This window comes from Acinetobacter sp. YH12112, from assembly GCF_013418945.1.
GTDB classification, from domain to species: Bacteria; Pseudomonadota; Gammaproteobacteria; order Pseudomonadales; family Moraxellaceae; genus Acinetobacter; species Acinetobacter indicus.
Map to the genome: position 1 here is coordinate 1 of NZ_VPBA01000035.1, position 22265 is coordinate 22265.

At 47.4% G+C, this 22265-nt stretch carries 19 protein-coding genes and 1 riboswitch; of the genes, 11 read left to right on the forward strand and 8 right to left on the reverse strand.

The annotated features are described in order from the left end of the window. Positions 1-159: 159 nt before the first annotated feature. Positions 160-1326 carry an acyl-CoA desaturase gene (locus FTU50_RS12245; RefSeq protein ID WP_180047093.1) on the reverse strand — a complete coding sequence of 389 codons (1167 nt, stop codon included), beginning with the start codon at positions 1324-1326 and terminating at the stop codon, positions 160-162. Between the two features lie 228 nt (positions 1327-1554). Here FTU50_RS12245 and FTU50_RS12250 point away from each other — a divergent pair, with 228 nt between their 5' ends. After that, positions 1555-2046, forward strand: a complete 492-nt coding sequence (locus tag FTU50_RS12250; protein ID WP_005179993.1) for an META domain-containing protein — start codon at positions 1555-1557, stop codon at positions 2044-2046. 62 nt (positions 2047-2108) lie between these two features. Here FTU50_RS12250 and FTU50_RS12255 read toward each other — a convergent pair whose 3' ends face one another. From FTU50_RS12255 to FTU50_RS12265, 3 genes are all read right to left on the reverse strand, one after another. Then, entirely contained in the window at positions 2109-2822 is a 714-nt protein-coding gene (locus tag FTU50_RS12255; RefSeq protein ID WP_005179990.1) for a glycerophosphodiester phosphodiesterase, read from the reverse strand. A gap of 145 nt (positions 2823-2967) precedes the next feature. Further along, positions 2968-3549, reverse strand: coding sequence for a cob(I)yrinic acid a,c-diamide adenosyltransferase (locus FTU50_RS12260; protein WP_016658650.1), 582 nt, complete (start codon positions 3547-3549; stop codon positions 2968-2970). A gap of 93 nt (positions 3550-3642) precedes the next feature. After that, positions 3643-5487 (reverse strand): TonB-dependent siderophore receptor, encoded by a 1845-nt coding sequence (locus tag FTU50_RS12265; protein WP_180062727.1) that lies wholly within the window; start codon positions 5485-5487, stop codon positions 3643-3645. Positions 5488-5524: 37 nt separating this feature from the next. Then, a riboswitch (cobalamin riboswitch) is annotated at positions 5525-5746 on the reverse strand. A 145-nt stretch (positions 5747-5891) separates the two neighbouring features. Here FTU50_RS12265 and FTU50_RS12270 point away from each other — a divergent pair. The 4 genes from FTU50_RS12270 (at position 5892) to FTU50_RS12285 (ending at position 9811) form a co-directional block, all read left to right on the forward strand. Further along, a complete protein-coding gene (locus tag FTU50_RS12270) occupies positions 5892-6536 on the forward strand; it encodes a phosphoribosylanthranilate isomerase (protein ID WP_075168221.1) in 645 nt (214 codons plus the stop codon). After that, positions 6517-7761, forward strand: coding sequence for a tryptophan synthase subunit beta (gene trpB, locus FTU50_RS12275; protein ID WP_168405850.1), 1245 nt, complete (start codon positions 6517-6519; stop codon positions 7759-7761). The genes FTU50_RS12270 and trpB overlap by 20 nt, the downstream gene beginning before the upstream one ends. 371 nt (positions 7762-8132) lie before the next feature. After that, positions 8133-8651: a DUF1543 domain-containing protein gene (locus FTU50_RS12280; protein WP_180062726.1), complete on the forward strand. Its 519-nt coding sequence runs from the start codon at positions 8133-8135 to the stop codon at positions 8649-8651. A gap of 167 nt (positions 8652-8818) precedes the next feature. Then, on the forward strand, positions 8819-9811 hold the full coding sequence (locus FTU50_RS12285; RefSeq protein ID WP_005179978.1) for a DUF2804 domain-containing protein: 993 nt from the start codon (positions 8819-8821) through the stop codon (positions 9809-9811). Between the two features lie 99 nt (positions 9812-9910). On the opposite strand, the gene FTU50_RS12290 is transcribed toward FTU50_RS12285, so the two are convergent. Then, a complete protein-coding gene (locus FTU50_RS12290) occupies positions 9911-10789 on the reverse strand; it encodes a metal-dependent hydrolase (protein ID WP_104490156.1) in 879 nt (292 codons plus the stop codon). Positions 10790-10909: 120 nt separating this feature from the next. On the opposite strand from FTU50_RS12290, the gene FTU50_RS12295 reads away from it, so the two are divergent. Beyond that, positions 10910-11980 carry an AraC family transcriptional regulator gene (locus FTU50_RS12295; RefSeq protein ID WP_180062725.1) on the forward strand — a complete coding sequence of 357 codons (1071 nt, stop codon included), beginning with the start codon at positions 10910-10912 and terminating at the stop codon, positions 11978-11980. Between the two features lie 28 nt (positions 11981-12008). Here the strand turns inward: FTU50_RS12295 and FTU50_RS12300 are convergent, their stop codons facing one another. Then, positions 12009-13340: a Na+/H+ antiporter NhaC family protein gene (locus FTU50_RS12300; RefSeq protein WP_104510377.1), complete on the reverse strand. Its 1332-nt coding sequence runs from the start codon at positions 13338-13340 to the stop codon at positions 12009-12011. A gap of 364 nt (positions 13341-13704) precedes the next feature. Between FTU50_RS12300 and trpA the strand changes: the two genes are divergently transcribed. The 4 genes from trpA to FTU50_RS12320 are packed head-to-tail and all read left to right on the forward strand — an operon-like array spanning position 13705 to position 17703. Next, on the forward strand, positions 13705-14508 hold the full coding sequence (trpA, locus tag FTU50_RS12305) for a tryptophan synthase subunit alpha (protein WP_016658658.1): 804 nt from the start codon (positions 13705-13707) through the stop codon (positions 14506-14508). After that, the gene (gene accD, locus FTU50_RS12310; protein WP_005179967.1) at positions 14505-15401 is read left to right on the forward strand and encodes an acetyl-CoA carboxylase, carboxyltransferase subunit beta; all 897 of its coding nucleotides are present in this window, start codon (positions 14505-14507) and stop codon (positions 15399-15401) included. The genes trpA and accD overlap by 4 nt, the downstream gene beginning before the upstream one ends. Next, positions 15398-16681, forward strand: coding sequence for a bifunctional tetrahydrofolate synthase/dihydrofolate synthase (gene folC, locus FTU50_RS12315; RefSeq protein WP_160242840.1), 1284 nt, complete (start codon positions 15398-15400; stop codon positions 16679-16681). Before accD ends, folC begins: the two co-directional genes overlap by 4 nt. Continuing rightward, a complete protein-coding gene (locus tag FTU50_RS12320) occupies positions 16678-17703 on the forward strand; it encodes an SPOR domain-containing protein (protein WP_016658660.1) in 1026 nt (341 codons plus the stop codon). Before folC ends, FTU50_RS12320 begins: the two co-directional genes overlap by 4 nt. Here FTU50_RS12320 and FTU50_RS12325 read toward each other — a convergent pair. Beyond that, on the reverse strand, positions 17700-18317 hold the full coding sequence (locus FTU50_RS12325; RefSeq protein WP_180062724.1) for a dual specificity protein phosphatase family protein: 618 nt from the start codon (positions 18315-18317) through the stop codon (positions 17700-17702). The genes FTU50_RS12320 and FTU50_RS12325 overlap by 4 nt on opposite strands. A gap of 123 nt (positions 18318-18440) precedes the next feature. Continuing rightward, positions 18441-19082: a peroxiredoxin gene (locus tag FTU50_RS12330; protein ID WP_045796045.1), complete on the reverse strand. Its 642-nt coding sequence runs from the start codon at positions 19080-19082 to the stop codon at positions 18441-18443. Positions 19083-19421: 339 nt separating this feature from the next. On the opposite strand from FTU50_RS12330, the gene secA reads away from it, so the two are divergent. Further along, positions 19422-22139, forward strand: a complete 2718-nt coding sequence (gene secA / locus FTU50_RS12335; RefSeq protein WP_005179958.1) for a preprotein translocase subunit SecA — start codon at positions 19422-19424, stop codon at positions 22137-22139. The last annotated feature ends 126 nt before the right edge of the window (positions 22140-22265 follow it).

Below are 22265 nucleotides of genomic sequence, written 5' to 3' on the forward strand. Positions count from 1 at the left end.
TTAATGGAGAAATCTAATCGGTATGTTATACCTGAGAGAAGAGTGAGGAGTTATCCAAGGGTTGTAAAAGGAAAACCTCAAAAATACCCAAGAAAAAGCCAGTCAATCTCTTAACTGACTGGCATTATCCATCAGGAGGCTTTTTGCAGGGCTTTGGTATTATTGTGAAACCGGATTCTTTTTCAGGTTACGCATCAGAATGTTCAGGGTTTCCCGATGATGGGTTAGACGCTGTTCTACCAGCTGGAATTCAACTTTCAGCTTGTCATCCATTTGATGGATTTTTTCTGCCACCGCCGATTTCTTGGCCTGAATTTCCTGCTCTTTTAACTTGGCCCAGTCATTTAGGGTATGGGTAAAGGCTTCATATTCTTGTGCCAGACGCTGTTTGACGCTGCTGATGTCGTCATTGACATTGTGGCCATATACCGCCAGGTCCTGCTCGGCATATTTGAACTTCATCGCCAGTTCCGCTTTTTTAATATTAAAGCTTGGAATACGGCGCAGGTTTTTTGCCAGACCCAGTTTCGAACAGCTCCAGATTAACCATTTGGTTGGGTCATATTGCCACCATTTCACGCCATTACGGTAATCGTACTGGAAGATATGGTGATAGTTATGATAACCCTCGCCCCAAGTGGCAATAGCCAGCCAGAAGTTGTCACGTGCCGTATTTTCGTCGGTATATGGACGTTTGCCCCACATATGACACAGCGAGTTAATAAAGAAGGTCACATGGTGGCTCAGAATCAGACGCATCAAACCGCCTAACAGCAGAACACCCCAGATATCGCCAACAGCCCAGCCAATTGGGAGTAAAATGCCGACATGCACCAGAATCACTAACGGTACATAGTATTTATGCTGGAACATCACCAGTTTGTCATTCAGCAAATCTGGCGCATTTTTATAGTTCGGTTCTGCTGCCGGATAGTCGCGCAGCATCCAGCCTAAATGGGCGTACCAGAAACCGTTATTGATCGAATACGGATCTTTATCGACATCATCGACATGACGGTGATGGGTACGGTGACCTGAGGCCCAGAACAGGATACTGTTCTGTACGGCAAAGGTGCCCATAATCATTAAAATGATTTTCAAAGGTAAAGTGGCTTCATAGGCACGGTGCGCCCATAAACGGTGATAACCTGCTGTAATACCCAAGCTGCTAACGCCAAGTAAAACAAACATGCTGATCCAAGCTGCAAGGCTAAAATCATGGTGGTAAGCATATAACGGGATGGCAATGATTGCGACAATTGGCAAGAGCACCAGAGCAAAAACGGCAACCCAGTTAATTGGGGCTTTGGGTAGGGGAGCATTCATCTCCAACAGTACTCCTGAAAGCTGGGGAGGTGTAAAGAAGTGCTTAATCCATTACTTTTTGTATGGAATAAGATTTGAGCATATTAGCATGCGCGTTTCGGCGTCACTAGCATTATTGTACAGATGTATTGTACCAAACAGTAACAGAATAAGATTGAAGCTTCATTGATTTTATCGAAGGCTGCGGCATGATAAAGATAAATCCTTGATCAATGCGAAATCAATCACATGAGATACCGTAAAATTAGTTTAATTTTGCCGTATTTGATCGCGGTGGTTTTCATTACGGCCTGTCAAAGCACACCGCCGTCTTCTACAGCCTCCAAAGTCCAGTCACAGCCACGTGCGGTAAAAGCACCGGCAGCGGTTAAACGCAGTAGCGATGGTCTGCAGGATATTCGCTGGGAAATTCAAACCATTCAGGGGAAAAAGGCACGTTATTTTCATGCCAGCCCGTATTTAATGCTCAATTCCCGTTTTCAGAATCTGCAGGGCAATACCGGCTGTAATTCTCTTTTCGGCCGCTATCAGCTGCAGTTCAGTCAGGGCCGTTTAAGCCTGAACAGCCGTGCCACGCATAATAGTTGTGATCATGCGCTGGCGCAGGAAGCCGACTTGATGGATGCCTTGCAACGGGTCAAACGCTTCCAGTTACAGGGTAAAACCTTATATTTGCTGGATGAGCGCGGGCTAATGCTGATTCAGGCCAATCAACGCTAAATAGAAGTTCAATCAATATAAAATCAGCCTGTAACATGCAGGCGGATTGAGCATCTATTGTTTTAAATATGTTGCATCATCAGTTTTGGGAAATCGGTAATTAAACCGTTAATGCCTAAATCTTTCAGCTGTTTGGCACGTTCCACTTCATTGACCGTCCAGACACTCACCCCCAGTTGTGCTTGCTGGGTGGCCTGAATCATGCGCGGGGTCGCCAGTTCATTCATCCAGCCAATCTGACAGCAGCCAAAGTGCAATGCCTGTTCAATGGCCTGTTCCTGGATATCTTCTTCAATCAGTAAACCGCGCTTAAAGGTCGATTGCTGCGCCTGTAAGGCCTGATGAATTTTCAGGTCAAAACTGGTAATCACAGCAGAATGTTCAAAGCCTTTGAGCTGCTGGTGCAAGGCTAGGGTCAGCTGTTCAGCCTGCGCCTGGGTTTCCACCGCTTTAATTTCAACTTCGATATGTTCAAAGTTCTGGATTAGGGCCAGGGTCTGGTTTAAATACGGGGTGATTTCAAAGTTCGACCAGTTTTTCCAACCATAGGCCTGATTATAATGATGTAAATCTTGCGTGCTGCATTCATACAGCGGACGGTCCTGACCGGTGGTCCGGATCAAATGATCATCATGCATAATGACCAGTTGCTGGTCTTTGAGCTGACGTACATCAAATTCGACAGCGCGTACGCCTAAATCCTGAATATACTGAAAACCGCCCAAGGTATTTTCCGGGGCTTCGCCGCGGGCACCACGATGTCCAATTATACGCATAACAGGCTCAGCGTTTGGGGAGGAGGTTTCATTGTGAGCCTTTAAGATGACCGGGATGTGACAGCGCTATTGTGCGCTGATCTTAAATTTATACAAGTCAGATCAGCGCATATTTTCATCAATTTTTTCTATGAAAATGACGGCTTTATTCAATCGTTTCGTTAATGTTTTTTTGCCACAGCACTTCAGCGCCGCCTTCACTGCGTTGCAGGGTGCGTGAAGCCACAAATAACCAGTCAGATAAACGGTTTAGGAGCTGCAAAGACGTAGCCTGAATATTCTGGTCACGGCTATGCACCGACATCACGCTACGTTCGGCACGGCGGCAGACAGCACGGGCCTGATGGGCATAGCTACACGCCAAGGTGCCGGCAGGCAGAATAAAGTCCTTGAGCATTGGCAGGGTTTCATTCATCCGGTCAATATCGTTTTCCAGAAACTCGATTGATACCGGTTGTACCAGAGTAAAGCCCGGAATGCAGACTTCACCGCCTAAATCAAACAGCCAGTGCTGAATCAAGCTTAAAGATTTATCCCAGCTGGCTTTGTCCTGAATGGTGCTGGCGGCAATCTGTGCGCGCAGTACGCCAATGGTGGCATTCAGTTCATCGACATCGCCGAGTGCGGTAATACGTAAATCATCTTTGGCAACACGTGAACCATCACCCAGACCGGTGGTGCCTGAGTCGCCAGTACGGGTATAGATTTTACTTAAACGGTGGCCCATAGCTGTTCCTTGAATTTTTAATCATGTGAATATAAAAAGGATCATGCCACAGTCACGACATGATCCTCAAAATTTATATGTCCTTTGGGGCGTTTAGTATTTAACCGTTACGCCGACAGAGGCGAGGCGGCCGCCGTTGATGTAGTAACTACCACTACCATAGGCTGTACGATATTTACTATCACTAACATTTTGAATATTGGTAAATAATTTGATGGCTGGATGAAGTTGGTAATAGCCACTCATATCTACATTGAAATGGCCTGGAATTCTGACATCATCATAAGCACTGTTATCTGAAGATGAGTTCGCTGTTAAAGTGGTAGATAAGCCAAACTGTTCTTCAGCCCATCCTAGGGTAAGGGTTGCTTTCTGGCGTGGTCTACGGCTTAAGTCTTCACCGGTAGTATCATCTTTGGCCCGTACATAATGGTAGCCTGTTTTAATAAAAGCATGTGGGGCTTGCCAATTCAGATACAGTTCACTACCTTCAAAAATTGCACGATCCAGGTTTCTAAAACTGTAGCCTGTCGCTTCTGTGGCATCAATTAGATGATCTACCTGATTTCGATACAGGGTAATGCCTGTTGTCAAGCCATGATTGAGCTGTTGATCTAGGCCAATTTCGAAAGAAAGACTTTCTTCAGGTTTTAAATTCGGATTGCCGGATGAGCTATAAAGTTCGTTTAGGTTTGGTGATCGGAAAGCCGTTCCAACATTGGCATAAAGGCTGGTTTGAGGCAGAAGTTGGTATCGGGCTGCAGCCTGGCCGATAGTATGTGTACCATATTTTTCATGATCTTCAACACGGATACCTACTTGGGTATTCAGTGTATTGGTCTGATATTGATGCTGGAAATAATAGCCCAGTGAATCTAGATCAGTTTCATATTTTTGACCATAAGACAACACATTACCCTGAATATTTTGATGTTGTGTACCAATTAGAATTTGCTGGGCAGAGTTAAGCTGTAATTTTGCATATAATTCTGCTTCTCGAGTTTGACTGGAAGCAAAGTCAAACTGTCCCATAAAATTAGGATCATTTTGATATAAGTCATCTTGGAACTGGGAAAGGCGAGCATTCAGTTCAAGTTGTGGCTTTAATTTTACATGACCTTTTAGATTAATAATTTCTGTTTCAAAGTCCTGATTATTTAGAGCTCCAAAATTATCATATTTAATATTTCCCTCATTTTGCTGATAATCCAGAGAAACAGCATAGTTTTGTTGATCTACACCAAGTTTGGCGCTATAGCCTTTCTGATCAAAAGCAGCAGTTTCATGACTGGTTTCTTTAATTTTTGTCCCATCTGTTTCTAAACGCTGGCCACGAATTTGAGCATAAAATCCCTGTTCTGCCAGATCAGCACCGACAACGGTTTTATAGGTAGAATTTTCACCCACTTCAGTTGTTAGCAAGGCTTGGTTTTTTTCAGGTGTTTTTGAAACCATTTGAATGACACCACCAATTGCATCTGTGCCGTATAGAACAGATGCAGGGCCTTTTAGAACTTCAATTTGTTGAATATCGGTGGTATCTAAGAAAGATAAAGAGGCCATACCTGAAGAGGCTGTATTTAGACGGATGCCGTCACGAAGTACGAGTGTATGGTTAGAGTTGGTTCCGCGGGTAAAAATTGAAGACACTTGCCCAAAACCGCCCGATTGCACCATATTGATGGATGCATCGGACATTAAAAGATGGGGGAGTTCGGCAATTGGAGATTGCTCTAATATGTGTGGCTCAATAATTGAAATCCGCGCAGGCACATTGCCAATCTTCTCTTCAGAACGAGTAGCTGTAACCACCAAGGTATCCAGGGCCGCATTGACGGCAGGTTGCTCTTGAGACTCCGTAGCAAAGACAGAAGTTGAAAACCCCATCGCAAGAGCGATTGCACCTACCAAGGCAGTAGGTTGAAATTGAATAGACATGATATGTGCTCCATACATTCACCCCACGTGAATGATTGAGTTAAAGGGCACAACAAGCAGGTATCCGGACTTCAATGTGGCGCCAGGCATCTTGATGATGACCTGGACCTATATATCCACCTTCCCATATCTGCATACAGTGGTGTAAATCGCATGATTTAAACTGATATATGTTTCATTGTTACCGTTGCGGGGGCAGTGTCGGATTTTCACCAACTTCCCTAAAGCCAAGGCTTAAACTTGCTGTGAAACGGGCGCAGTATAAGTGCCGTATGCATTTTAAACAACTTGTGCAAGAATTATCAGGCTGAACTTTACTCAAGTGAAAAAATTTGCATTACAATGAGCCGGCCCCATATTTATAGATAGGCTATAAAGCGGGCATTACGAGAGCCAAACAAGTTATGCGAACCCGTGCCAAAATTTGCGGCATCACCCGGGTTGAAGATGTACATGCCGTCGTCAACAGTGGTGCAGATGCAATTGGTTTTGTATTTTATCCTCCAAGTCCGCGCAGTGTGAGCGCAGAACAGGCCAGCGTTCTGGTACAGGCCATTGCGCCTTATGTGCAGGTGGTGGGTTTATTTGTAAATAGCTCAGCCCGTGAGATTCAGGCCATTCTCAATACAGTCGCGCTGGACATCCTGCAATTTCATGGTGATGAAAGCCCGGAACAGTGCCAGTCAATTGCACAGCAGGTTGGACGTCGCTGGTACAAGGCGATTCAGGTTAAACCGGGGCTAGATGTGGTGGCTGAAATTCAAAAATATCAGCAGGCCGGTGCCAGCGCCGTACTCTTGGATGCCTGGCATCCTGAATTAAAAGGTGGAACCGGACACAGCTTTGACTGGAGCAGCTTTCCCCAACTGGATATTCCACTGATTTTGGCTGGTGGATTAAACCCTGACAATATTGAAGACGCCATTCACACCACAGCTGCGTTTGCTGTAGATGTGAGCGGAGGCGTAGAATCCGCAAAAGGTATTAAAGACCAACAACTCATAGAACGCTTTATGCAAGGAGTCCATCGTGGATCAGCAAACTGTTAATACAGAAAAACAGGCAATTGACTATACCCAGTTCCCTGATGCAAAAGGGCACTTCGGTATCCATGGCGGACGTTTTGTGTCAGAAACCCTGATGGCGGCTTTAGAAGACTTGGAAAAGCTCTATTTTCGCATGAAGAATGATGAACAGTTTCTGGCAGAATTCGACCGTGATCTCGCTTATTACGTCGGTCGTCCAAGTCCACTGTATTATGCTGAGCGATGGTCAAAAGAGTTGGGTGGTGCACAGATTTACTTAAAACGTGAAGACCTGAACCATACCGGCTCGCATAAAGTGAACAACACCATTGGTCAGGCGTTATTGGCCAAACTTTCAGGTAAAAAACGTATTATTGCCGAAACTGGTGCCGGTCAGCATGGTGTGGCGACAGCAACCATCGCTGCGCGTTTAGGTCTTGAATGTGTAGTGTTCATGGGTGCGGAAGATGTGAAGCGCCAAGCCATGAACGTGTATCGTATGCGTTTGCTGGGTGCCAAAGTCGTCGCGGTAGAAAGTGGCTCTAAAACCTTAAAAGATGCCATGAACGAAGCGATGCGTGACTGGGTCACCAATGTCGATTCAACCTATTATGTGATTGGAACTGTGGCGGGTCCACATCCCTATCCGCAACTGGTGCGTGATTTCCAGTCCATTATTGGCCGTGAAGCACGCCGTCAGATTCAGGAACAAGCCGGCCGTCTGCCAGATGCACTTGTGGCCTGTGTCGGTGGTGGTTCCAATGCCATGGGACTGTTCTATCCATTCCTGAATGATCAGGATGTGAAAATGTATGGTGTTGAAGCGGCGGGCTTAGGCATTGAAACGGGGAAACACTCTGCGCCATTGAATGCCGGTCATGTCGGTGTCCTTCACGGCAACCGTACTTACCTGATGTCAGATGAACAAGGTCAGATTATTGAAACCCATTCGATTTCTGCTGGTCTGGATTATCCGGGTGTGGGTCCTGAGCACAGCTTCCTGAAAGATATGCATCGTGTGGATTATGTGCCAATTAATGACCAGGAAGCTTTACAAGGTTTCCGTGACCTGACCAAGATTGAAGGCATCATTCCGGCATTAGAAAGTTCACATGCGATGGCGTATGTAACCAAGCTGGCGCCAACCATGTCGAAAGATCAAATTATTATTGCAACGGTTTCAGGCCGTGGTGATAAAGACTTGATGACGGTAGCGCGTATTGATGGCGTGGAAATGGTGGATATGTAAAAAATCTCCCTAACCCTCTTAAAGAAAAAAGGGAATAGCCCTCCTTAGTAAAAGGAGGGTTGGGAGGATTTAAATCGCATTCAAGCAATTGGGTGCGATTTTTTATTGTTATAATGAAAGTCTCCCTCCTTTTTTAAAGGAGGGGCGAGGGGAGGATTATTATTCAGATCCTATTTTTGACACAAATTCAGACAATCGTAATTCATTTAGACTTTCCCTTAGTTTGGAAAAGCCCAAAGTAAGCAAAGGCTTTTGTTGAGCAGATCTGACGTCCCTGTCATGCTGCTCAACAGGCGACATCCCGATCGCCAACGGGTATCATATTGCTGATTTATCTTCTACCTGGTTAAAACCCTCTTCTGGAGTCTTCCATGCCAAGTCTGTTTATCGTTATGTTGGGCGGTCGTCATGCCCGCGCCAATACCGAAGTGCATGATGTGGTCCTTGCCGTGGGTAACACGCTGGAAGAGACTTTCCCTCAGCTAAGACAGGCCTGGTTTGGTGATCAATCCGGCTTACATATTGATGCCTGGGCGCAAATCAATGGGGTGGAATTTGAAGGTAAACAATATCAGCTGCAATTTAGTAATGCGGCCCCGAATCAGGCGCATGAAAGACTCTGGCTGATTAATTTGGGCGGCTACGATGCGCGTGAGTTTGGCGAATTGCATCGCTATGTTCTGGTGGTTGCACAAAATACCATGGTGGCCAAACAGCGTGGCAAGGCATATTTTGCTGCACACTGGCAAAAGCAGCATACTGACCGGGTGCTGGATGTCGATGACTGCATCGCCATTGATCAGGTGCATGGCCGTTATGTAGAACTGGTGGCCGGGGAGTTTGCTGGAAACCGCTGGGAAAATACCTATTTGCCTATTTCAGAATCCTGACTGTAGCAGACTTAAGCAATTGGTTTGGCTTGGATATTGTGAAAGAAAGCAATCTATGTTTTTGTTATTGTTTAGATAAAATAATCTTATTTTTATTTTTCTGGCCAGATTTTATAGGCATAATAAGGCGGTAGCTACAGTGTCTCAAACCACATGGAATGTCGTACATGGATTTAATACAACAGAATGGACAGCCACGTTACGGACGTTTTAAGCAATTACCGACCAGTATCCAATACCATCATTATCAATATAAAAGCCCCTATGGTGATGTGCTGTCTGGTTGGCGTAAACGATTAAAATATAAGAAATTTAAATTTTGTTGTATTCAGCATGAGCACTATACCATTGGCCTGGCCATTGTTGATATTGCCTGGGCCGGGCATGGTTTTGTTTATATCTACAATCATTTGACCGGTGAAGTGCTGGAATGGGATGCGATCAGTTTTCTGGCCCGGCATACGGTGCTGGATGAGCAGCCGCTGTTTAACCATAGTCATTTTCATAAAGCCGGTTATCAGCTGGATATTCAGCATGCCAATGGAGTGCGTTATATCCGGGTGACTAAATACGGCGAACTGCGTCTGAGTGCGCGAATTTTCTGTGCCGGCACTGATCCATTAAGCATGTGCAGTCCGAATGGGATTAATGGCTGGACCTATACCCAAAAGCTGACCACACTCGGCTGTGAAGGTTTTTTCATCAACAAGCAGGGACAAACCATCCAGTTTCATGACAAAACCTTTGTTTCTCTGGATGATACCTGTGGTTTTTTACGCCCGGAAACGGCCTGGTTCTGGCTGTCCTGTAATTTCTGGGATGCCCAGAACAAGCGGGTCGGCATTAATCTGGCTTCTGGCGTCAATGAAAGCTTTGGCAATGAAAACTGCCTGTGGGTCAATGGCCGCCTGTATCCGCTGGCAGATGTGTTATTTGAGCAGCAGTCAGATAACCAGTGGAATATTGTCTCGCTGGATCAAAGCCTGAATTTAACCGTGACCACCGGCTGGCGCCGTTATGAAAATCTGAACCTGCGCCTGGTGGGCAGCCAGTTTAGCCAGTGGCAGGCCAAAGTCAGCGGCACCATTGTGCAGGATGATCAGGAAATTGTGTTCCTGAATGAATATGCCTTGCTGGAACAGCATTATGCCAAATGGTAATTGTTAGTTGCTGATCTCGATCATCAAAAAGCTGTGACTCATCCACTCAATAAAAAAGCTGAACCTGACATTCAGCTTTTTTAATCCACCATAACTTCTTTAATCTTTAGCCGCCTGCCAGAAGGCTTCACCGGCCTGAATCGGATCGTTGGTTTGTTCCAGGGTGTTAATCCAGACTTCATACTGGGCAATAATCGGATGCTGGTTGGGATGAAAATCTTTTTTAAACCAGTCTTTATATAGCCGGCCCATCCGGGTTAAGGTGCCTTTTTTGCCAAAGAACCACGGCAAACCTTTGGCATTCAGTTGCAGGCGTTGCCACAGACTAAAGCCATCCTGTTTTAACATGATATTGGCCCGATAAATGGTAAAACCAAACATCAGGAACGTGGTCCAGACCAGGGCAAAATGCCGCATCGCTTCAGAAACTTGGGCCACATCGCGCATTACATCAAAGGCCACATCGCGGTGTTCCATTTCTTCAATCGCATGCCAGGCAAACAAGGCACGCACATACGGATGTGCCTCAGCTAACGTCGAGCGATGGGCATAAAAGGTTTCAGCCATGAGGGCGGTCAGATGCTCGGCTGCTGCCGTGGTGGCAATATTATATTCCGGGGAGCGTTTTTCCAGTTCAAATTTAAAAATCCGGTTGAGCTGGCGGATAAACTGATCCACCGGCATACCCTGATTTTTCATTAGCTGGTTCATTTTGTCATGCGCGATGCCATGCTGGGCTTCCTGGCGGATAAAGTCGGCCACGCGTTGCTGCAGTTCTGGCTGCTGAATCTGCTCGCGGTACAAGCGTACCGACTGAATAAAATAGCGTTCCCCATCGGGAAAGGTCAGGCTTAAGGCATCAAACATGCGGGTCAGAAAAGGATCTCCACCAAACCAGAAGCGTGGAATCTGTTCCAGCTTAAAGTCGAGATTGCTGCGCACCACTGGTTGCGCCTGATATTGGACTATGGCATTCATCTTGTTTTACTTCATCTAGTCGTTCATATCTGCAGTATGTCGGGCTTTAGCGGCTTTGTTTTGACAAGTCTTGCCAGTTTTTATACATTTTACGCCATAGTGAAAATAAGAAATGTCAGGATGACAACTTACCCGAGTGATATTCAGATTCCAAACGGCTATGTACACTTGTGGCAGTCCTACCTGCAGGCACAAGGTGTGCAGCCGCAACAGCTCGAGCTGTCAGACAGCTTGCAGCAATATGTGCAGCATGTACTGAGTTTGCCGATTGATGGCCAATCTTCCTGTCAGGCTTTTATTACGCTGCTGGAACAGACCCGGCAGCAGCTGAACACAGCCTATCTGGTGTTTGAACTGGCGCGTTTTATCCGTCCGGAACATTTTGGTGTGCTCGGCTATATGGCCTCGCGCAGTAATAGCGTGGCCGAGGCCTTGCAGTATATTGCCCAGTTTAGCCGGCTGGTGATTGATGCTAACGAAGCGGTTCCCATGCAGATTCAGCAGCAGGATGATTTGCTGATTGTCTCCTGGCCGAATCCGCAGGATCAGAGCACGCTGATTCACGAAATCACCTTTGCCTGTATGCTGCAACTGGCCCGGCAGATGTTTGCGGCCGAGCACTTTCCCTTGCGCCGGGTTCATTTTGCCCATGCTCCGCAAACGGCGCTGTATCAATATCAAAAGTTTTATGGCTGCGAAGTGTTGTTTGATCAGCCGGATTATCAGCTGGTGCTGAGCATCGACAGCCTGCAGCTGCAACCACAGCAGCCTGATCCAACTTTAATCGGGATTTTAAAAAAGCAGGCTGAAGAAGCGATGGCGGCCAAACCCTTGCTGGAAGGGCTGGACCAGAAACTGCGTCATCTGATTGCCGATTATTTACGATTGCAGCAACAGGCACCCAAGCTGGATGAGCTGGCTGTCGAGCTGTGTATGTCCAGTCGCACCTTGCAGCGTCAACTGAGTGAACTGGGCACTTCATTTAAACAGCTGCTGGACATGGAACGGATCAAACGTTGTGAATTACTGTTACCGCAAAAGCTGAGTCTGACCGAGATTGCCAGCCAGCTCGGTTATTCCGATCAGTCGGCTTTGGCCCGCGCCTATAAAGCGCATTGCGGCCAGACCTTAACCGAGCGGCGGCGGGTACTGCGTCAGCAACAGACTGTCCATAAAAAAGCGGCTGAATAGCCGCTTGGAACAATTAAAAAGTACGGTTTTAAGACGTGCGCAGTTTGGGAAAACGCAAGGCAATGGCGGCAATCGCAAAAATCGCCAGCACCCAGCAATAATAGACACTGCCAATCAGCTCTACCGGTGACATTTTGGCAATCGAGCAGGCCAGCAATAACTGGGCGCCATAAGGAATCAGGCCCTGTACCACGCAGGAGAAAATATCCAGCAGGGCGGCAGCGCGTTTTGGATCGACGCCATATTCCTGCGCCACTTCCCGCGCCATATCTCCAGACAGGATAATCGCCACGGTATTGTTGGCCACAAACAGGTTGGAAAACACCACCAGAAAGCTAATCCCCAACTCACCAGCACGTTGCGCGCCAACCTTAAACAGGCGAGTCAGCTTGTAGATGCGTTGAATCAGCCATTCCAGGCCGCCTTCTTTTTGCATAATGGCCGATAAGCCACCCAGGAACATCGACAGCAACGCCACTTCAAACATGCCGACAAAACCGTCATAAATAGCACCATTCAGCTTGAGCAGATCAAACTCAGGCAGCATCAACAGTCCCATCAGCGCGGAAAGTAAAATCCCGATGGTTAACACTGCCAGCACATGCAGGCGAGAAAAGGCCAGCACAAACACCGCCACATAAGGCAAGATGAGCCAGGCGTTATACTCCTGATAGGCAATGGCCTGGGTATTCTGGTTGATCAGCATATAAATCAGTACTGTGATCAGTGCAGCCGGTACGGCAATCCAGACATTGACCTTGAATTTGTCACGCAGCTGTACTTTCTGGCTGCTGGTGGCGGCAATGGTGGTGTCGGAAATCATCGACAGGTTATCACCAAACATGGCACCGCCAACCACCGCACCAATGGTATAGACCGTGGCAATTTGCGTGGCTTCGGAAAAACCAAAGGCAATGGGCGCACAGGCTGCAATGGTGCCCATTGAAGTGCCCATGGCGGTGGCGACAAAGGCTGAAATCAGAAACAGCATCGGCAGTACAAATTCCGGCGGAATAATCGACAGGCCCAGCTGTACCGTGGCATTGACACTGCCAATGGCGCCACTGGTGCTGGCAAAGGCACCGGCCAGCATAAACACCATAAACATCAGGATCAGATTGGGATGGCTGGCGCCCTGCAAAAATTCTTCAATGGCCCGGTTCAGCTGACCACGATAGAGCAATAATGCCAGGATAATGGCTGGAATGGCCGCCACCGGCGCCTTGACCTGATAGAAGGCAAACTCGGTCCCAATCAGGGAATGGTAAATGCCACTGCCTAAAAAAATGGCTAAAAATACAATAAGTGGCAACAGCGCAAGCCCGCGAGCGTGCACTTTTGCCTGGGAGTCGGAAATCATAGAAATAAGAAAAAGTCTGAAAACGGCGCTAGTATAAAGCAGCTTTTGCTATTTCTGAAAACTTTAAATGTAAATGCTAACTGTCCTATTTTTATCATCTTTTTTGCTCAGTCATTGGGTTTTTCTAACTGCTTGAGATTGCTGGGAATAGCGAAATTAGGCATCTTTGATCATTGAGAAAAAAACCGAAATATCGGTAAATGTAGCTTTCGGGTTGTTCTGGAATTCGCGCTTTGCTGATGAAATCGGGCATCGACCAGCTGTGCTCTGTTCAATGAGCAAAAAATAGCGTTACAATGCGATGTCCTGTATTTCGACAATAGCAACTTATCAGTTTTGAATTATTCAAGGAAAGCACAGCCCTATGTCACGTTTAGCCACCCGATTTGCACAGTTGAAATCTCAACAACGTAAGGCCCTCGTATCTTATGTCATGGCAGGTGACCCACAGCCACAGGTAACGGTACCGCTGTTACATCAAATGGTTGAGGCGGGTGTAGATGTGATTGAGCTTGGACTGCCATTCTCTGACCCGATGGCCGATGGTCCAGTCATTGCCTTGGCTGCAGAACGTGCATTGGCAGGGGGAACCAATACCCTCGATGCACTGAATATGGTCAAGGAATTCCGCCAAAAAGACACGGAAACACCAGTGGTGCTCATGGGTTATTTAAACCCGGTTGAGGTCATTGGCTACCAGAAGTTTGTCGCCTATGCGCATGAATGTGGGGTAGATGGTGTCTTGCTGGTGGATCTGCCGCCAGAAGAAGCTGCCGATTTGGACCAGATCTTACAGCAGTACGATATGGACCAGATTTTCCTGCTGGCACCGACCTCTACCGATGAGCGTATCCAGCATGTAGTGAAACAGGCCAGCGGCTTTATTTACTACGTGTCGCTCAAAGGTGTGACCGGTGCAGCCACTTTAGATATCTCTGAAGCGGCGCAGCGGATTGAGAAAATCAAGGCAGTCACCGATGTACCGGTTGGTGTCGGTTTCGGTATCAGTGATGCGGCGTCTGCCAAAGTCATGGGTGCCGTGGCAGATGCAGTCATTGTCGGTAGTGCTTTCGTAAAACAGTTTGCCAACCTCGAACCAGAACAAGCCGTGGTTGAAACGGTTAATAAAGTCAAGGAGCTTCGAGCCGCGCTCGATGAGTTAGTATGAGTCAAGAAGTCAAGCCAGGGAAAATCTTAAGCCCAACTACGCCGTGGACAGAACGCGGCGTACCGGGAATTCATGTACCGGATGAGCAGCAAGCCTTAAAGGCGACATTCACCGAACCAACCATCGAATGTCCGGAATGTCATGCACTGGTGACTCGTACAGCCATGTCTTTCAATGCCTATGTCTGCCCGCAATGTGACGAGCATTTACGCATGAAAGCGCGTGACCGTTTAACCTGGTTCCTCGATCAGGTCGATGCCGAACTGGGTCAGGAATTTTCTGCCAAAGATCCACTGAAATTTGTGGACAGCAAGCCGTATCCGGACCGTATGGCCGAAGCACAAAAGAAAACCGGTGAAACTGAAGCTTTACTGGTCATGCAAGGTTTATTAAAAGGCGTGCCGGTAACCACCTGTGCCTTTGAATTTGACTTTATGGGCGGCTCTATGGGCACGGTGGTCGGTGACCGTTTTGTGCTGGCAGCGGAACGTGCCATTCAGCAACGTCAGCCGTTAATCTGCTTTGCCGCCTCAGGCGGTGCGCGTATGCAGGAAGGCATGCTGTCTTTAATGCAGATGGCGCGTACTTCAGCAGCCATCCAGCGTTTAAAAGAAGCGGGCTTACCATATATCGTGGTCTTAACCCATCCGGTATATGGTGGCGTAACGGCATCGTTGGCAATGTTGGGTGATGTTCATCTGGCAGAACCAAAAGCCATGATTGGCTTTGCCGGTAAGCGTGTAATTGAGCAAACCGTACGTGAAAAACTGGATGAACCGTTCCAGCGCGCGGAATACCTGCTTGATCATGGTGTGGTCGATCAGATTGTTCATCGTCATGCATTACGTGATACTGTATATCGCATTGTCACGAAACTGATGAATTTGTCTTGAATACAGCACCACTTGCAACCGACTCTTTAGAAACATGGCTCAATTATTGGAGCCATGTTCACGTTACAGGGATTGATTTAGGTCTGGAACGGGTGATTCCTGTGGCTGAAAAGCTGGGCGTCACTCACCCGGACGCAAAAGTGTTTACCGTCGCGGGTACCAATGGCAAAGGTTCCACCACCACCACTTTGGCCGCGATTTTAAATGCTCAGGGTTATCAGGTGGGGCTGTATCAGTCACCGCATATTTACCGTTTTAATGAACGGGTCAAACTGGGCGGCGTCGAGGTCGATGACCAGCAACTGATTGAGGCCTTTGTACAGGTCGATCAGGCGCGTCGCGACTGTAATTTAAGTTTATCGTTTTTTGAAGCCACCACGCTGGCGGCTTTTGTCATTTTTAAACAGCAGGCTTGTGATGTCTGGGTGCTGGAAGTTGGCTTGGGCGGCCGTCTGGATGTGGTCAATGTGGTACATCCCGATGTGGCCGTGATTACTAATATCGGGCTGGATCATACCGACTGGCTGGGCGATACCATTGAAAAAATTGCCTTTGAAAAAGCCGGCATCATCCGCCCGAATATTCCGGTGATCTTTGGCGGCGTGCAGGAATTACCGCAAGCCATTCAGGACAAGGCAGCACAGTGTCAGGCCCCGCTGTATGTCGCCAATCGTGATTATTTTTATCGCACTGCTGCAGATGGCCAGTCCTGGTTATTTGCCAGCAGTGGCAGCACCTTGAAATTACCGCTTGGCACGCTGGCGCTGGAAAATATATCGACCGCAGTTGCCGCCGTGTTACTTAGCGGTCTGAACATCCAGCAGCAGGCGATTGCCGAAGGCATCCAACAGGCCCAGCTCCCGGGCCGTTTTGAAATTCGCCAGATTGCCGGCAAGACCGTAATCTTTGACGCCGGGCACAATCCGCACGGTGTAGAGTTTTTGTTAAAGCAATTGCGAAATTATTTAAATTACAATAAACAGTACACCGAAGTGATCAGTGTGTTTTCCATGCTGGCCGATAAAGATGTGAATTCTGTCGTTGCCTTATTGAAAGAACATGTTTTAATGTGGAAAATTGCACAATTAAATGTTCCTCGTGCGGCAGACATCACACAACTGGATGCGGCTCTCGAGGGCGAAACAGTACAGCACTTTGATAGTGTTCAATTAGCTTTTAAATCAGCGCTGGATGAAACAAACAATAATCAGCTGATTTTGGTATGTGGATCATTTCATACCTTAGAAGCGGTATGGGAGTATTTGGAAGAATGTCAATGAATAACAAACAGCGCTGGATGGGCGGCGTTGTTTTATTGGGTGGTGGTGTGTTATTGGCAGCATTACTCCTGAAAGGCCAAGAAGAAATACATCAAAATAATGTCAAAACGCCAGAACGGGTCGAACAGTTACAGCAAAATACTGCGCCTGAAGCCGAAATGATTCAGCTACAACCGTTAACGGTAGATGTAGAAACTGAAAAACGTCTGCTGGAAGAGCAGCGCCGTGCTCGTGAAAAAGCCGTGGCCGAACAGGAAGCGCGTGCAGCTGAATTCCTGGCCATGCAGCAGCAGGCAGAAGCTGAAGCCGCCCGTAAGGCTGCAGAAGAATATGCGGCCTTAAATGCGCTACGTAATGGCCAGCAGCAAAGTTCCGACAATATTCCGCCAGAACTGGTCGAAGATGAGCAGGCCAAACAAAAACGTCTGGCTGAAGAAAAACTGGCTGCCCAGAAAAAGCTGGAACAGCAAAAAGCAGCTGAAGCCAAAAAAGCTGCCGAGCAGAAAGCGGCCCAAGAGCGTACTGCTGCCGAGAAAAAAGCAGCAGAACAAAAAGCTGCGGAAGAAAAACGTTTAGCCGAAGAAAAGCGTCAGGCAGAAGCCAAACGCAAGGCCGAACAGGAACGCAAGGCTGCTGAACAGAAAGCTGCAGAAGAGAAGCGCAAAGCTGAAGAAAAACGTCAGGCAGAAGCCAAACGTAAAGCCGAAGAAGAAGCCAAAAAGAAAGCTGAAGCCGAGAAAGCACGTAAACTGCTGGAAGGCGAAGATGATGGCAAACAGTGGATGGTGCAGGTGGCACTGGCCGCCAATGAAGCCAATGCCGATGCACTGGCCGCGCGCTTAAAAGCCAAAGGCTATAAAGTCACCAAGAGTCCGACCTCTAAAGGGATCCGGATTATGGTCGGGCCATCCAAAGACCGTGAAAGTGCCGATGCAGCACGCAAGAAAATTGCAGCAGATGCCAGCCTGAACATGAAATCAGCCTGGGTGATTGACTGGGTACCATTAGACAAGCGGAACTAGTCGTCCAGTCTATCGGTATCTTGCCGTGAGTTCTCATTCGATGGATTCGACAGTTGCTGTCGAATCCATTTTATATTTTCGGGGCGAAATAAGGCATCAATATTGACCCAGATCGGATGGAAACCAAAGCCGCCATATTTCATTTCTGCCAGCGCCTGTTCCACCGGCCAGTGTTCAAACATAATCCGGTACATGGCCACACTGGCCCCGATCCGGTCTGCACCATGATAACAATGAATCAACACTTTTTGCTGTTGGGCTTGGGCGCTTTGAATCTGCTGCATCACCTGCAATAAATCTTCCCGGTCAATGGCCCTGGTATGAATGGGTAGATGCACCGATTGCAATCCATGCTGCTGCAACGGTTCCGCCTCTGCCGCTTTGGGACGCAAGTTGATGACCACATCAATATCATGCTGTTGTAACAATGCTGCCAGCTGCTGATCGGGCTGTTCGCTGCGATATAGCATCGGGCTGACCTGATAAAAATTGTGCTGTGCATCCAGCGGTTGAGCCCAGGCACTCGGGCGCTGCTGTTCAGGCAAGGCCGGTGTGGTCATGCAGCCCGTGCAACAAATACAGGTCAGGACCAGGGCAAGCAGATTTTTGGGCATAGTGTTTTAATTGGTTGTGCTGGGTCATTCCAGTGTAGCACGGCTGAGGTGCTGACCTTGTACCATGAAAAAATGCCCGTCCGAAGACAGGCATACAGGAAGATGAACGGGGATATTGATTATTTAGTCACGATTCGGCTGCGGGGTTAAACGCAGGTACGGTTTTACTGCAGTATAGCCTTTCGGGAAACGCTGTTTTAATTCGGCTTCATCTTGCAGTGAAGGCACAATCACCACATCTTCACCCTCTTGCCAGTTGGCCGGGGTGGCCACTTTATAGTTGTCGGTCAGTTGCAGGGAATCGACCACGCGTAAAATTTCATGGAAGTTACGCCCGGTAGAGGCCGGATAGGTAATAATTAAACGCACTTTTTTATTCGGATCGATAATCACCAGGGAGCGTACCGTCAGGGTTTCGCTGGCATTGGGATGGATAAAATCATATAGCGTCGATACTTTACGGTCCTGATCGGCAATAATCGGAAAATTCACGCTGGTGTTCTGGGTTTCGTTAATGTCATTAATCCAGCCTTTGTGTGACTCGACATCATCGACCGACAGGGCGATGGCCTTGACGCCACGTTTTTCAAATTCCTGTTTGAGTTTTGCGGTATAGCCCAGTTCGGTGGTGCAGACCGGGGTGTAGTCGGCAGGATGTGAAAACAGGATACCCCAGCTGTTGCCCAGAAATTCATAAAAGTTCAGGGTGCCTTCGCTTGATTCCTGAGTAAAGTCGGGTGCGGTATCGCCTAATCGTAAACTCATTTTAACTGCCTCATATCGTTGTTGTATTGGGGGATGGAATTGACTATGGCGCAATTCTTTTAGCATTGAAAATACTTTTTTTGTAATTCTTTATGAATATATGGAATAAGTAGTTGCATGAAATGCTGAAAAAACATGCAGTCATATTGTCATGCTTTGACTATATCATCCGATTAAAATTTGCTACATTATTTTGCCTTAGCTTCGCTGTACGGATAGAAATCATCAGAATTTTTTGATGGGTTGTGTGCAAAACCCTTGTACTTCAAATTTCTAGCACCATAATAACGACTGAGAACAAATTATTCTTTTGACAAGCAAGATTTAGAGAGTCTATTCATGTTGGCAAGTCTGATCGGAGGAATCTTCGGTACCAAAAATGAGCGCGAACTCAAACGCATGCGTAAAATCGTAGACAAGATTAATGCGCTCGAGCCGACGATATCAGCCTTAAGCGATGCAGACTTATCTGCAAAAACCGAAGAATTCAAACAACGATATAACAAGGGCGAAAGTCTAGATAAGTTATTGCCAGAAGCGTTTGCAGTCTGCCGTGAAGCCGGGAAACGGGTCATGGGCATGCGCCATTATGATGTACAGCTGATTGGTGGTATTACCCTGCACGAAGGTAAAATTGCAGAAATGCGTACCGGTGAAGGTAAAACCTTAATGGGGACTTTGGCCTGTTACCTGAATGCCTTAAGTGGTGAAGGCGTACACGTGATTACCGTGAACGACTACCTGGCGCAGCGTGATGCCGAACTCAACCGTCCACTCTTTGAATTTCTGGGTTTAAGTATCGGCATTATTTATTCGATGCAGGACCCGACCGAAAAAGCGCAAGCCTATCGTGCCGATATTACTTACGGAACCAACAACGAATTTGGTTTCGACTATTTGCGTGACAACATGGTGTTCTCGCTGGCAGAGAAAAAGCAGCGTGGCCTGACCTATGCCATTATCGATGAAGTCGACTCGATCCTGATTGATGAAGCACGTACCCCGCTGATTATCTCGGGTCAGAGCGAAGACTCATCACAGCTGTATGCGGCGATTAATACCATTCCGCCTAAACTGCATCCGCAAAAAGAAGAGAAAGTGCCAGATGGCGGTCACTTCTGGATTGATGAAAAACAGCGTTCGGTTGAAATGACCGAAGTCGGTTATGAAACCGTAGAAAATGAACTGATTCAGATGGGTCTGCTGGCAGAAGGGGAAAGCCTGTATTCTGCTTCCAACCTGAATCTGGTACATCACGTGTCTGCGGCCATTCGTGCCCATTTCCTGTATCAGCGCAATGTGCATTACATCATCCATGATGGTGAAGTGATTATTGTCGATGAAAACACCGGCCGTACCATGCCGGGTCGTCGCTGGTCTGAAGGTCTGCATCAGGCGGTTGAAGCCAAAGAAGGTCTGGAAATCCAGCCGGAAAACCAGACTCTGGCCACCACCACCTTCCAGAACTACTTCCGTCTGTACAAAAAACTGTCCGGTATGACCGGTACTGCCGATACTGAAGCGGCAGAAATGAAAGAAATTTATGGTCTGGATGTGGTGATTATTCCAACCCACCGTCCAATGATCCGTCAGGACCATAACGATTTAATCTATTTAAATCGTGAAGGCAAATACAACGCGATTATTCAGGAAATCCTGCGCGTGCAGGAATCGGGTGTCGCGCCGATCCTGATTGGTACTGCCACCATTGAAGCCTCAGAAATCCTCTCGGACAAACTGAAAGAGGCCGGTATTCATCATGAAGTTCTGAACGCCAAACAGCATGAACGTGAAGCCGATATTATTGCCCAAGCCGGTGCACCACGTGCGGTGACCATTGCCACCAACATGGCGGGTCGTGGTACCGATATTCTGCTCGGTGGTAACTGGAAAGCTCTGCTGGCCAAAATTGAAAACCCGACACCTGAAGATGAACAACGTCTGAAAGAAGAATGGGACCAGAACCACGAAGCGGTACTGGCCTCAGGCGGGTTGCATATTATTGGTTCTGAACGCCATGAATCACGCCGTATTGATAACCAGCTGCGTGGTCGTGCCGGTCGTCAGGGTGACCCGGGTGTGTCGCGTTTCTATCTGTCACTTGAAGATGACCTGATGCGTATTTTCGCCGGTGATCGTGTGGTGGCCATGATGCGTGCCATGGGCCTGAAAGAAGATGAAGCCATTGAACACAAAATGGTGTCGCGTTCGATTGAAAATGCCCAGCGCAAAGTTGAAGCACGTAACTTCGATATCCGTAAGAACCTGTTGAAATACGATGACGTCAACAATGAACAGCGTAAGATTATTTACTCACAGCGTGATGAAATTCTTGCCGCAAACTCATTGCAAGATTACATCGAAGAAATGCACCGTGAAGTGATTCAGGGCGTGATTGCCAACTATGTACCACCAGAGTCGATTCATGATCAGTGGGATATTGACGGTCTGGAGCAGGCGTTACGTGAAGATCTGGCTTTAGATCTGCCAATTAACCAATGGTTAGAAGAAGATCGCCGTCTGGATGAAGAAGGTCTGGTCGAACGTATTTCTGATGAGCTGGTGGCTCGTTATAACAGCCGCCGTCAGCAAATGGGTGATGAATCTGCAGCGATGCTGGAGCGTCACTTTATGCTCAACTCGCTGGATCGTCACTGGAAAGACCATCTGGCGGCAATGGATTACTTGCGTCAAGGCATTCATTTACGTGGTTATGCGCAAAAGAATCCGGAGCAGGAATACAAGAAAGAAGCCTTTAACCTGTTTGTGAACATGCTCGCTGTGATCAAGTCTGATGTCGTGACTGACTTGTCTCGCGTACACGTACCAACAGCTGAAGAACTGGCTGAACTTGAAGCACAGAAACAGGCACAAGCCGAGGCGATGCAGCTGAATCTGTCTCATGCCGATGTGGACAGTCTGACCGGTGAAACTTTCGAAGCCGATGCACAGCAGACAACTCCAACCGAAACGGTGTTTACGCCACCGGCAAGCCGTAATTCACCATGTCCATGTGGTTCAGGTCTGAAATACAAACAGTGCCACGGCAAAATCTAAGCCATTCAAAACATCTCGCAAAAAGCAGAATTTCGATTCTGCTTTTTTTTATTCCGCTAAGTGTTTGAATAGTTTTGCAAGATGTGAATACAGATTGCAGTGCAGGAAATTAAATGGTATTTAGTT